We start from the raw sequence: 13,400 nt of genomic DNA on the forward strand, positions 1-13,400 counted from the left end.
GCGGGAAAAATGACGCGTCGAATCTCTGCGTTAGCTCCCCTTTTCCGGTACTCACGTATTAAAAGCATACGCTCCGTTCCTCAAAGCCTCGCTGCCTGGATCTTCTTGGTCCTTTTTGTCCTCATTTCGAACATCGATTGAGGAGGAAGTTCTAAATTGCGGGAAAAATGACGCGTCGAATCTCTGCGTTAGCTCCCCTTTTCCGGTACTCACGTATTAAAAGCATACGCTCCGTTCCTCAAAGCCTCGCTGCCTGGATCTTCTTGGTCCTTTTTGTCCTCATTTCGAACACGGATTGAGGAGGAAGTTCTAAATTGCGGGAAAAATGACACGTCGAATCTCTGCGTTAGCTCCCCTTTTCCGGTACTCACGTATTAAAAGCATACGTCAGCTGGAGTCTACGTGTATTTCCTCCGCTGAGAATCTACTTGCTCTGTATTTGACAGTGATAACCTGGAAAATGTCTGAGCGCCTTGATTTAGCGCCTCATTTCCAAAGCATTCAAAAAGTCAAAAATCATATAATTTCATTGTTTCTTTTCCAGTAGTCAAGACTCACGAGGAATATACTCTGTCTACTCCATCAGCGTAATTAGACTTCTGCGGAGGTGTGGCCGTGCCCGCGGAAAGCGAAGTATGCTGCCGGAGTACATTTAAGCCCCCTCCCATGTCTACAAAATCTGTAGTCGTTTGAAAACTATTTAAATAAATTAAACAAAGCTCTTGTCATTCATTAAATAATATGTAAATATAGGTGTCAAGACACATAGATATACATATTATGTAATGATGTTGTCGGAAGACATTAATATAGGGGAGACGCGACGATGCCTCATACGGATGTAATAATCATTGGCGGCGGTTTATCGGCATTGATAGCTGCCAGGAAGTTAAGCAAGCATAAAAATGTGATTATTTTCACAAAGTCTGCGAAGACCTCAAGCAACTCATACATGGCCCAAGGCGGAATTGCAGCAGCAATTGGCAGGGGGGATGACTGGTCCAGTCACTTCGAAGATACAATGGCTGCAGGCTGCCATTATAATGATGGCGACCAAGTCCGAACGCTTGTCCAACAGGGACCGGAATATCTGAAACAACTCATGGAAGCAGGACTGGAGTTCGACCGTGAGACGGATGGCCAAATGGCCCTAGGGAAAGAGGGAGCCCATTCCCGGCGTCGCATTCTCCATGCCGGCGGTGATGCGACTGGAAAAGCAATGACAACGTTTCTGTTTCGGGAAATCCAAAGCAGCGTCCAGATAATCGAGCAGGAGATGGCTGTTGATTTGGTCATCGAGCAGGGACGGTGCCGAGGTATAAAAACAATCCATAAAGATGGATCGGTAAATTTCCACCTTGCAGAGCATACCATCATCGCAACGGGCGGGGTTGGCAGCCTCTACAAATATACATCCAACCATGCCTCTGTGACAGGAGACGGAATCGCGATGGCTTACCGAGCCGGTGTTGAACTGGTAGATCTGGAGTTTATTCAGTTTCATCCGACCATGCTGTATCGACATGGCGAAGTGCTCGGACTTGTTTCCGAAGCTGTCAGAGGGGAAGGGGCCTGCCTGATAAATGAAAACGGCAGAAAAATTATGGACCATATACATCCGCTTGGTGATTTAGCACCGCGTGATGTGGTGGCCAGACAGATTTTCAACCAAATACAGCAAGGATCGGAGGTTTTTTTGGATATTTCGCCGGTAAGAAATTTTTCAAACCGTTTTCCAACGATTCATCGACTTTGCCAAGAAAATGACCTGGATGGTTCTACTTTACTCCCTGTGATTCCCGGCTCCCATTTTTTAATGGGCGGAATCAAAACAGGGAGAGGAGGAGAAACATCACTGCCAGGATTATATGCTGTCGGAGAGGCCGCCTGGACCGGTGTTCATGGAGCAAATCGCATTGCCAGCAATTCGTTGTTGGAAGGAATTGTATTTGGTACCTTAACAGCAGAAAATATCCTATCTAAATCACCATCTTCATTAGTGAGTCATCCCGTTTTCCCAAATCACCACGCAGCAGGAGGGAAGCTTCCAGAGAAAGAGGCTATCCGCCGGATGATGACGGAATATGCAGGAGTAGAGCGGGATCAGCAAGGGCTGGCGAAATTGAAAGCATGGCTGGAAGAATCCTTCGATCCCTATGCGGTGAAGTCGATTGACAAGAGAGAGACCGCAGAGAAGGTCAATATGCTGACTGTAGCCTGGCTGATTACCACTTCTGCTTTATCGAGAAGGGAAAGCCGTGGCGGTCATTACCGAACCGACTTTCCTTTTTCCAAATCGGAGTGGGGGAAAAAGAGGATAATCCGCCGATTGCACAAGCAAGCCGCGGTGATTTAGGAGGGACTGAAAAGTGAACAATATCAAACTACAAGAACTGCTCCGGCAATTCTATTTGGAGGACATCGGCGATCAGGATTTGACGAGTACGGCAATTTTTCCCCTCCATCAAACAGGGACGGCAACATTTATTGCAAAGCAACAGGGAGTACTGGCAGGACTATCGATTATTGCAGAGGCGTATCGCCTGTTTGACCCTTCAATCCGTGTCAACCTGCTGAAACGTGATGGTCAATCTGTTCTGCCCGGCGAGAAAATCGCAGAGGCGGTGGGGCCAGTCCGCCATCTCCTCACGGGAGAAAGAGTCATTTTAAATTTACTGCAGCGGATGGGCGGTATTGCGACAAAAACGAGGCAAAGCGTTGAAACATTGGGCAGCAGTCATACCAACATTTGTGATACTAGGAAAACGACTCCAGGCCTGCGGATGCTGGAAAAATACGCAGTAAGGTGTGGAGGGGGCAAGAATCACCGCTTCGGTTTATATGATGGAATCATGATCAAAGATAACCATATTGCTTTTTGTGGATCGATCACCAATGCAGTGAATGCAGCTAGAAGCCATGGAGGACACATGGTGAAGTTGGAAGTAGAGACGGAAAACAAAGAACAGGTGATCGAGGCGGTTGAAGCGGGAGTGGATGTGATAATGTTCGATAATCGTTCTCCTCAGGAAGTTGCAGAGTTTGTCAAGATTGTACCCGACGGGATCATTACCGAAGCATCTGGCGGAATAACCGAAGATCGGCTGGCTGCATACCGGGATACAGGAGTTGATTATATCTCGCTTGGCTATTTGACTCACTCGGTCAATGCGTTGGATATCAGCATGCTTGTAGAAAATCAATCGACAGGGAGGAAGCCGCGATGAAAATGTTGGACGTACTTCAGCACACCCAAAAACAAGTATTGCCGGAAAAATATAAGGAATTCACGGAGATGGAGATGACCGAAAGGGTAAAAGAAATAAAAGAAAAATTTGGAGACAGGTTATTTATCCCGGGCCATCATTATCAGAAGGATGAAGTAATGCAATTTGCCGATGCGGCAGGTGATTCTTTACAGCTGGCCCAGTTGTCTGCTGCAAATCCAGCCGAATACATCGTGTTTTGCGGAGTGCATTTCATGGCGGAAACGGCAGATATTCTGACGGAGGATTACCAGCGAGTAATCCTTCCAGATATGCGGGCAGGCTGTTCAATGGCCGATATGGCGGACATCCATCAAACCGAACGAGGCTGGAAAATCATGCGGAAGACATTCGGTGATAGCATTGTCCCCTTGACCTATGTCAACTCGACAGCGGCCATAAAAGCGTTTGTTGGAGAAAATGGAGGGGCAACCGTCACCTCGTCAAATGCCAGTCATATGCTCGAATGGGCCTTTACCCAAAAAGAAAGGATCTTGTTTTTGCCTGATCAGCATTTGGGAAGAAATACAGCATATGATCTTGGTATCCCGCTGGAAAACATGGCGGTGTGGAATCCGATCCTGGATCGATTGGAATATGACGGGGAAGTCGGCGATATTCAGGTTATTTTGTGGAAAGGGCATTGTTCCGTCCATGAAAATTTTCGCGTACCGAACGTCGAACATATCCGTAAAACACGCCCGGACATGAAAGTCATTGTCCACCCTGAATGCAGCCGCGAGGTCGTCGAGCGTTCTGATTATGCAGGATCTACTAAATTTATCATCGATACGATTTCCGGGGCGCCGGCTGGTAGTAAGTGGGCGGTCGGGACGGAAATGAACCTTGTTAAAAGGCTGATGCACCAGCATCCTGATAAAGAAATTATTTCCCTGAATCCGCAAATGTGTCCGTGTTTGACAATGAATCGGATTGATCTTCCCCACCTTTTATGGGCGCTTGAATCATTGGAGCAGGGAGTTGTCGAAAATCAAATAAAAGTGTCTTCCGACATTGCAGAAGGGGCAAAGCTTGCCCTGGACCGGATGTTGGCCAGAGCATAGGGAGTAGTTTTTGATCGGGCGTCAAAAGGGGGAGGACCTTTTTGGGCGCCTGCTTTTTATGCAATAGAAAGTTCCGTTGGGAATGCTGTCCAGTACAGCGCCTGCCCTCTCGGGTCTTAAGACTATCTTCTGTGTGGCAAAAACACGGCCGCTCCGATATGTTTAAGCTGATCGGGAGCCCACATGATGAAGGTCATGCAGGGCGTTGTTACAGGACGGTGATAAATGTAGCCAGTTCTCTTTTATACAAATGCCTCCGCTTTTTTTTATTGCTTTATTTTTGTAGGTAAACTAAGTACAATAAGGAGGTATCAACGTTAATCATGGATAGAAAGACGTGAATGCAATGAAATGTATCGTAGGACTGGGGAATCCAGGGAAAAAATTCGAGCAAACACGCCACAATATAGGGTTTATGATTATTGATGAACTTGCCAGAAGGCATCAAATCAAGTTAAAAAAGAAAAAATTCAATGGCCTTTATGCACTGGAATCGATCAATGGTGAGAAAGTAGTGCTGCTCGAGCCACAGACTTATATGAATTTATCAGGCGAGTCGATCAGACCGCTTGTTGAATACTATGAAATCGATTTAAGCGATATCGTGGTTATTTACGATGAATTAGATTTGCCCCAGGGGAAAATCCGTCTGCGTGAAAAAGGCGGTCATGGTGGTCATAATGGCATACGTTCCATTATTGATCACTTGGGGACGAAAGAGTTTAAGCGAATCCGTGTAGGCATCGGGCGTCCATCCACCCCGATGCCAGTGCCGGACTATGTCCTCGGAGCATTCAGTAAACAGGAGCAGCAAACCATGGACCAAGTTGTCGAAAAAGCAGTGGATGCTTGTGAAGCTTGGCTGGAGAAGCCCTTCTTGGAAGTCATGAATGAATTTAATCGCTAATTCATAGACTGAATTGACATAGGTATAGAAACCTTCCTTACGGAAAAACTGAAAGTGTACGTATAAAACACTTTTTTCCAGAGGAGGTTTTTCGTATGTCGCTTGTTTATCAGTGCAAGCATTGCGGCAATGAAGTGGGCAAGTTGGATCAGCAAGTGCTTGACGAGCAGCAATTAGGTTTTGATACGCTTAGTCAGGATGAGAAAAGGGAAATGATCCAGTATCAGGCTAATGGAGATGTCCATATTAAAACAATATGTGAAAATTGCCAGGCATCCTTGGAGCAACATCCTCATTACCATGAATTGGATCATTTTTTACAGTGATGAACATATTCATCAATAAGGATGGTGCGGGGTTTCCCTCGTGTTTTCGGAGGGAAGCTGTCCACGCACTTCATAGTCGTCAGGTGAATTATTGGAGGTAAAAGCTTTGGTCGTCAGCCAAGGCGTTTTTGTACTTATCCGTAAAATATACTTAACTGTGCATAGGAATAGTAGGGGGAGGCATCATGCAAGGATTAAAACAATATTTAAAGACACAAGACGATATACATTCGGTATTGTCCGGTGTCGAGGCAGGGCTTAAGGAGCAGCTCGTTTCCGGCTTGACTGGATCGGCGAGAGGCATGCTGGCATCATTGATCAATGAAGCTTCCAAAAAGCCGATTTTACTCGTGACACACCAATTGATGCAGGCTCAGCAGCTTTATGAGGACCTGCTGGAAATGTCGGAACGGGATTCTGTTCATCTTTATCCGGTCAATGAATTGATTGCTTCGGAGATTGCTATAGCCAGCCCCGAACTGAAAAGCCAACGAATCGAAGCGTTGAATCAGTGGATGAACAAGGAATCTGGTATTTTGATAGCACCTGTAGCTGCATTGAAACGGATTTTGCCTCCGGCATCCTATTGGAAAGACTACCAGCTGCATTTTCAATTAGAAACGGAAATCAATATCGAGAACTATCTGTCCTCCTTGTTCGAAATGGGATATGAACGTGTCGACATGGTTTCCACCCCGGGAGAGTTCAGCTTGCGTGGTGGAATTATTGACATTTATCCAATTACAGAGGCAAATCCCATTCGTGTGGAATTGTTTGACGAGGAAGTCGATTCCATCCGCTTTTTTGACGCAGAAACCCAACGGTCGTTGGAAAAAGCAGAACAGGTGGTCGTAGGACCGGCTACAGAAATGTTATTGCGGCCTGAAGATATTGCAACAGGGGCAGACAGACTTGAAGAAGAACTGGCCATATCCTTGAAAAAGTTTAAAAAAGCAGAGGATAAGGAAAAACTGGCTGCTGCGGTCAATCAGGATTTGGACCGGTTAAGGCAGCAGGAACGTTTTCAAGAAATGTATAAATATATCGGTTATTTCTATCAGGAACCTGGTAGTTTATTAGATTACCTGCCTGAGAACGGGTTGATCATTTTAGATGAAATGAGCAGAATCCAGGAGACGGCCAACCGGCTGGATGAAGAGGAAGCAGAATGGCATCAGAGCTTGTTGGAACAGCAGCAGATGGTGCATAACCTGACTATTTCTTTTGATTGGCATGATACGTGGACGAAAATGAAACAGCCCCGCCTGTATATGTCTGTATTCCTGCGCCACATTCCTAATACGAATCCGCAAAATCTGGTGAATGTATCCTGTCGAGCCATGCAGCAGTTCCATGGGCAAATGAACTTATTGAAAAATGAATTTACCCGCTGGCAAAACAACGACTTTTCCATTATTATCTTTGCTCCGAACGAACAGCGTGCGGAAAAAATCGAAGCAGTCCTTTCCGATTATGAGATGGAAGCTGTACGGGCATCAGGAGATGTGCAATTGCCGCAATCCAAGCCGCTTATCATGGTGGATAACATAAGCAGCGGATTTGAACTGCCGATGCATAAAGTGGCTATATTGACAGAGAGTGAATTATTCAAGAAGCGAACCAGCAGGCCGAAAAGAAAACAGAAGATTTCCAATGCTGAGCGGATTAAAAACTATCAGGAACTGAAAGTGGGGGATTACGTAGTCCATGCCAATCACGGGATTGGCCGGTATCTTGGAATTGAAACACTGGAAGTGAACGGGCTTCATAAAGACTTCATGCTCCTTAAGTATATGGGAGATGACAAGCTGTTCGTCCCGATCGATCAAATCGACTTGGTTCAAAAATATGTCGGTTCGGAAGGCAAAGAACCGAAGCTGTACAAGCTTGGCGGAAGTGAATGGAAAAAAGTAAAAAGCAAAGTCCAATCCTCTGTTGAAGATATCGCTGACGATTTAATTAAGCTGTATGCCGAAAGAGAGGCGACCAAGGGCTATGCTTTTTCTGAAGATACACTGATGCAACGGGAATTTGAAGATGCGTTTCCTTATCAGGAAACAGAGGATCAACTCCGTTGTATTGAAGAAATCAAAAAAGATATGGAACGGCCGCGCCCGATGGATCGTCTGCTTTGCGGGGACGTGGGTTATGGGAAAACCGAGGTTGCCATAAGGGCGGCGTTCAAAGCGATTGCCGATGGAAAACAGGTGGCCATCCTGGTGCCGACGACCATTCTGGCCCAGCAGCATTATGAAACAATCATGGAACGTTTTCAAGGGCATGCTGTCAACATCGGGCTGTTAAGCAGATTCCGGACGAGGAAACAGCAAAAAGAAACATTGGAAGGCTTGAAAAAAGGATTGGTCGATATTGTCATCGGCACCCATCGCCTGCTTTCCAAGGATGTGGAATATAAAAGTATCGGTTTGCTGATTGTGGATGAGGAGCAGCGATTCGGAGTAAAGCATAAGGAAAAAATAAAAAGGTTGAAAACGAATGTCGATGTCCTGACCTTAACAGCAACACCAATTCCACGGACGCTTCATATGTCGATGCTTGGAGTACGGGATTTATCGGTCATCGAAACACCTCCGGAAAATCGGTTTCCGATTCAAACCTATGTCATGGAATACAACCCGGTCTTTATCAGAGAAGCCATTGAAAGGGAAATGTCACGCGGTGGACAAGTGTTCTTTTTGTACAACCGGGTCGACAACATTGAACGGATGGCAGAAGAAATATCGGCGTTGGTGGAAGATGCCCGGGTCGCATTTGCGCATGGTCAAATGAATGAAGCAGAATTGGAAAATGTGATGTTCTCCTTCCTGGAAGGCGAGTCGGATGTCCTCGTCAGCACGACGATTATCGAGACAGGTGTCGATATTCCGAATGTAAATACGCTGATAGTTTATGATGCAGACAAAATGGGGCTTAGTCAGCTTTATCAGCTGCGTGGCAGAGTGGGAAGGTCCAATCGCGTCGCCTATTCCTATTTCACCTATCAACAGGATAAAGTGCTGACAGAAGTTGCCGAAAAAAGATTGCAGGCAATCAAAGAATTTACAGAACTAGGTTCCGGTTTCAAGATTGCCATGCGTGATTTGTCGATTCGCGGAGCAGGAAATCTGCTCGGTGCCCAGCAGCATGGTTTCATTGATTCGGTCGGATTCGACATGTACTCGCAAATGCTGAAAGAGGCAGTCGATGCCAGGAAAGCCGGGAAAACAGTGGAAGAAGCGAAGCCGTTCGAAGTGGAACTCGATTTGGACTTGGACGCTTACATTCCTGACAGCTATATCGATGATGAGAAACAAAAGATCGATATGTATAAGCGATTCCAGGCCATTGATTCCCAGGAGGATATCTTTGACTTGAGAGAAGAACTGCTGGATCGGTTTGGTGACTATCCAGAAGAAGTCGGCAACCTTTTCCATGTGGCGACGATTAAGAGCGGTGCCAAGCAGCAGCGTGTGCAATCAGTCAGTGAGAAGAAGAATAAGATTGAGCTGTTGGTAGAGGAAGACACCAGCCAGCAAATAGATGGAGCGAAGCTGTTCGAATTTGCCAACCATTATGGACGGATGGTTCAACTGGGTACCGAAAATCGCAACCTGAAAATGGTATTACAATGGAATCGGGAAACCAAACCGCGCCGTTATGAGATCGTCGAAGAACTGATTTCCGGACTGAAAAACACAAAAAGGGAATAGTAGAGCGGAGACGCGGTTTAAAGGCAAAATGTAGAATATTTATGTATAGTTATTAACCGGTGAATCATACTAAAGCCACAACTGGTTATTTCTGCTTAATGTTACCGATGGTGGAAAGAGAACCAGAAAGATCATCAAAGAAAGTGAGGCTACACAGCAGATGAAAGCAACAGGAATTGTGCGTCGAATTGATGATTTAGGCAGAGTAGTGATTCCGAAAGAAATCAGAAGAACATTAAGAATTCGTGAAGGGGATCCGTTAGAAATATTTGTCGACCGGGATGGAGAGGTGATCCTGAAAAAGTATTCACCGATCAGTGAGCTAGGCGATTTTGCAAAAGAATATGCAGACGCTCTATTCGATTCTCTAGGATCTCCCGTACTTATTTGTGATCGTGATGAATTTATAGCCGTTGCCGGAGAATCCAAAAAAGAATATTTAAGTAAAAACATCGGTTCGCAAATGGAGAAAGCAATGGATGAGCGAAACCTGGTGACAGAAAAGGATGCATCAGTCGAGTTGGTGGAAGGAAGAGAGGAAAATATCGCTTCCTACGTGCTCAGCCCGATTATTGCAAACGGCGATCCGATTGGTTGTGTCATGGTCATGTCGAAAACAAAGGGCGATTTAGGTCCAGTGGAGCAAAAGGCAGTAGAAACTGCAGCCGGTTTTCTGGCGAGGCAGATGGAGTAGAAAAAAAGCACGTTGTGTGTGGAAGAGGGATTGGCATAAGGAGTGTTCCTTGTGTCAGTCCTTTTTGTTTGATGGGAAAAGAACTTTGAAAGGGCATGTATAAATAAAATTCCTTGTAAAAAGGCTTTCATGGCTTTACGATAGACAAAGGAAAAGGGAATTGCAGGAAAACAGGGAGAGGAAACCATGGAACAGCTTATTATCGATAAAGTCTTGAATAATAATGTGGTTACTGCCGAGCACGAAACCTATAAAGAGGTTGTATTGATCGGTAAAGGCATCGGGTTCAACCGGAAACCGGGGGATCGCATTTCTGTCGACAAGGCGGATAAAACATTCTTATTGAAGGATGAGAAGGAAAAGGAACAGTACGTTAATCTGCTCCCGTATATCGATAAAGAATTACTTGATTTCATGAATGATATCATGTTGTTTATCGAAGAGAGAATGGGGAAACAACTCAATGAGCATATTCACGTAGCGCTGACGGACCATATTGCTTTTGCAGTCAACCGTGCAAAAAAAGATATGAACTTTTCTAATCCCTTCTTGTTTGAAATCGAAGCCCTTTATCCGAAGGAGTACCAGGTAGCCGTCGAAGTGGTGGAGAAATTGAAAAGGCAGACAAATGTCGATTTTCCAGAAGGGGAAATAGGATTCGTCGCCTTGCATATCCATAGTGCTGTGACGGATAAGTCCCTCCGTGATATTAATCAGTATCACCAGTTGATCACCACCATGATTGAATTGATCGAAGACAATCTGGAGATCAAGCTTCTCAAGCAGGACGTCAATTACTTTCGCCTTATTCAACATCTGCATCGCGCCATTGACCGCGTGCATAAAGGGGAAGCATTGGGGAGAGAAAAAAAGTTGGCGGATATGTTGAAAAAAGAATATCCCGTATGCTATAATCTTGCTTGGAAGTTAGTAAAGGTCATGCAAAAACAATTACATCGATCCGTGGATGAATCAGAAGTCCTTTATTTAACGATTCATTTACAGCGCTTAACCAATAAATCCTAATCATTACGTGTAACTGATTCGATCAGGCATGAGTATGAAGAGATTTTCGGGTTATCTTAAGGGATAAGTATATCCTTTTTAACCTGAGTCTTGAATACTCATGTCTTTTTTATTTGTCTTCCTGAAAACGTTTTAGGAGAGATTGGTTAGCAAAAAATCATTATATTTAGGAGGTATTATGATGTTCAAAAATGCTTTTGGCACGTTGCAAAAAGTCGGTAAAGCATTAATGCTTCCGGTGGCATTGCTTCCGGCAGCAGGTATTTTACTTGCCTTTGGTACGAGCTTTGCCCAGGATACCTTTGTAGACAAGGTTCCTTTCTTCGGCACACCATGGGTGCAGGAAATTTTGGCCGTCATGGCTGAAGCGGGTGGCGTCGTGTTTGATAACCTGCCGTTGCTATTTGCGGTTGGTGTAGCCATCGGACTTGCCGGCGGGGATGGAGTAGCCGGACTAGCGGCAATCATTGGTTACTTAATCATGAATGTCACCATGGGGGTTTTTGGAGATGTCACACAGAAAATGGCAGAAGATAATCCCGCGTATGCCATGGTGCTTGGTACACCAACCCTTCAGACCGGCGTTTTTGGCGGGATAATAGTTGGTTTATTAGCCTCGTATATGTATAGGAAGTTTTTCAATATTCAGCTTCCCCAGTTTTTGGGCTTCTTTGCCGGAAAGCGATTCGTACCGATTATTACCGCTTTTTCAGCTTTGATTCTAGGAATTATCATGTTATTCATATGGCCATATGCCCAAAGCGGACTTAATGCGTTGTCGCACTTTATGCTGGAAACAAACAGAACGTTGTCGGCATTTGTGTTCGGTGTGATTGAAAGGGCGCTGATTCCATTTGGTTTGCATCACATTTTCTATTCTCCGTTCTGGTTTGAATTCGGTTCTTATACCAACGCGGCCGGTGAAATTGTCCGCGGTGACCAGACTATTTTCTTTGAGCAACTGAAAGACGGAGTCGACGAGTTTACAGCAGGAACATTCATGGTCGGTAAATTCCCGTTCATGATGTTCGGTCTTCCGGCAGCCGCACTGGCAATTTATCATACTGCTAAGCCGGAGCGTAAGAAAGTAGTAGCAGGTATCATGGGATCTGCAGCACTTACCTCTTTCTTGACAGGTATTACGGAACCATTAGAGTTCTCTTTCTTGTTTGTAGCACCGGTATTGTTCGGAATTCATACGATTTTTGCCGGACTATCGTTCATGACAATGCAATTATTGAATGTGAAAATCGGGATGACCTTTTCCGGTGGGTTGATCGACTTCATCCTGTTTGGGGTCATGCAAAATAAAACTCCGTGGTGGTGGGTCATCATCGTCGGTCTGGTTCTCGCGGTCATCTACTACTTCGGATTCCGCTGGGCAATACTTAAGTTCAACCTGGCAACACCAGGACGGGAAGATGAGGCGGCTGACGAAGACGATGGAGAAGAAATCGGAGACCTGCCGTACGAAATTCTTTCTGCTATGGGTGGAAAAGAAAACATCACCCACTTGGATGCTTGTATTACCCGTCTGCGCGTCAGTGTCGACGATAAAAATGAAGTGGATAAAAACAGATTGAAAAAGCTGGGTGCCTCTGGTGTTATGGAGGTAGGTAATAACATCCAGGCGATTTTCGGGCCAGTTTCCGACAGCTTGCGTGGTCAAATGCAGGATATTATAGATGGTAAAACACCGAGATCGAAAGAAGACGTTTCACAAATCATCGATAAAGCAAAAGATGCAGAAAAAGCACCTGTCGACCTGAACAATCTTGAATTTGCCAGCCCGTTAAGCGGGGAAATTCTATCCATTACGGATGTCCCTGATCAAGTATTCTCAGGTAAAATGATGGGGGATGGCTTTGCAATCAAGCCGGATCAGGGAACAATCGTATCGCCTGTGAACGGGAAAGTGTTAAATGTTTTTCCGACCAAGCATGCAATCGGCTTGCAGGCAGATAACGGAACAGAAATCCTTATCCATATCGGGATAGACACCGTGAAGCTTAAAGGAGAAGGATTTGAGGCGAAAGTACAAGAAGGTGACTTTGTTGAACAAGGCCAGCCATTGATGGAAGTCGATTTGGACTATATTGCTGAACATGCAGAATCCACCATCACGCCAGTCGTATTTACGAATTTGGAAGAAGGTCAGGAAGTTAGTTTGAAGGCTTCTGGCAAAGTGGACGCAAAAGAAAAAGATATCGTCACGATTCAATAATGGATAGAAGGAAAGACTCTGCCGCGATTACCGGGGCGGAGTCTTTTTTTGGTCCTAGGTCCGCAATGGGAGGGAGTTGCGAATTTTCTATTCATATTCTTCGCCTTTTACCTGGACAACGGTTGAAGAAGTCCCTATCTCTGTGGATATGGGAAAAGATACCGCTGTGCTATAATAGCAGAA

The 13,400-nt window shown here is 45.2% G+C and carries 9 protein-coding genes; all 9 read left to right on the plus strand.

The features are described 5' to 3' along the window. The first annotated feature begins 826 nt into the window (after positions 1–826). The 9 genes from nadB to ptsG all read left to right on the plus strand — a co-directional run bounded on the left by nadB (position 827) and on the right by ptsG (position 13,217). Positions 827–2,356 (plus strand): L-aspartate oxidase, encoded by a 1,530-nt coding sequence (gene nadB, locus F6X55_RS01915; RefSeq protein WP_026770985.1) that lies wholly within the window; start codon positions 827–829, stop codon positions 2,354–2,356. A gap of 13 nt (positions 2,357–2,369) precedes the next feature. Next, positions 2,370–3,227, plus strand: coding sequence for a carboxylating nicotinate-nucleotide diphosphorylase (nadC, locus tag F6X55_RS01920; RefSeq protein WP_026568985.1), 858 nt, complete (start codon positions 2,370–2,372; stop codon positions 3,225–3,227). 5 nt (positions 3,228–3,232) lie between these two features. Continuing rightward, a complete protein-coding gene (gene nadA / locus F6X55_RS01925) occupies positions 3,233–4,330 on the plus strand; it encodes a quinolinate synthase NadA (RefSeq protein ID WP_026770984.1) in 1,098 nt (365 codons plus the stop codon). Between the two features lie 346 nt (positions 4,331–4,676). After that, positions 4,677–5,237, plus strand: coding sequence for an aminoacyl-tRNA hydrolase (gene pth / locus F6X55_RS01930; protein WP_153461779.1), 561 nt, complete (start codon positions 4,677–4,679; stop codon positions 5,235–5,237). A 95-nt stretch (positions 5,238–5,332) separates the two neighbouring features. Beyond that, on the plus strand, positions 5,333–5,563 hold the full coding sequence (locus F6X55_RS01935; RefSeq protein ID WP_026568988.1) for an anti-sigma-F factor Fin: 231 nt from the start codon (positions 5,333–5,335) through the stop codon (positions 5,561–5,563). Positions 5,564–5,748: 185 nt separating this feature from the next. Further along, positions 5,749–9,273, plus strand: coding sequence for a transcription-repair coupling factor (gene mfd, locus F6X55_RS01940; RefSeq protein ID WP_026568989.1), 3,525 nt, complete (start codon positions 5,749–5,751; stop codon positions 9,271–9,273). 160 nt (positions 9,274–9,433) lie between these two features. Beyond that, positions 9,434–9,967, plus strand: a complete 534-nt coding sequence (gene spoVT, locus F6X55_RS01945; RefSeq protein ID WP_026568990.1) for a stage V sporulation protein T — start codon at positions 9,434–9,436, stop codon at positions 9,965–9,967. Positions 9,968–10,153: 186 nt separating this feature from the next. Further along, positions 10,154–10,993 (plus strand): glucose PTS transporter transcription antiterminator GlcT, encoded by an 840-nt coding sequence (glcT, locus tag F6X55_RS01950; protein WP_026568991.1) that lies wholly within the window; start codon positions 10,154–10,156, stop codon positions 10,991–10,993. A gap of 181 nt (positions 10,994–11,174) precedes the next feature. Continuing rightward, complete coding sequence (gene ptsG, locus F6X55_RS01955; protein WP_026770983.1) at positions 11,175–13,217, plus strand: glucose-specific PTS transporter subunit IIBC; 2,043 nt, start codon at positions 11,175–11,177, stop codon at positions 13,215–13,217. The last annotated feature ends 183 nt before the right edge of the window (positions 13,218–13,400 follow it).

The sequence above is a fragment of the Sediminibacillus terrae genome, from assembly GCF_009602435.1.
GTDB lineage: Bacteria > Bacillota > Bacilli > Bacillales > Amphibacillaceae > Sediminibacillus > Sediminibacillus terrae.

Excerpts from the sequence above, each read along its gene's own strand:
- F6X55_RS01935 (WP_026568988.1), top strand. The coding sequence starts at position 5,333 with ATGTCGCTTGTTTATCAGTGCAAGCATTGCGGCAATGAAGTGGGCAAG.
- nadB (WP_026770985.1), top strand. The coding sequence starts at position 827 with ATGCCTCATACGGATGTAATAATCATTGGCGGCGGTTTATCGGCATTG.
- spoVT (WP_026568990.1), top strand. The coding sequence starts at position 9,434 with ATGAAAGCAACAGGAATTGTGCGTCGAATTGATGATTTAGGCAGAGTA.
- pth (WP_153461779.1), top strand. The coding sequence starts at position 4,677 with ATGAAATGTATCGTAGGACTGGGGAATCCAGGGAAAAAATTCGAGCAA.
- mfd (WP_026568989.1), top strand. The coding sequence starts at position 5,749 with ATGCAAGGATTAAAACAATATTTAAAGACACAAGACGATATACATTCG.
- ptsG (WP_026770983.1), top strand. The coding sequence starts at position 11,175 with ATGTTCAAAAATGCTTTTGGCACGTTGCAAAAAGTCGGTAAAGCATTA.
- glcT (WP_026568991.1), top strand. The coding sequence starts at position 10,154 with ATGGAACAGCTTATTATCGATAAAGTCTTGAATAATAATGTGGTTACT.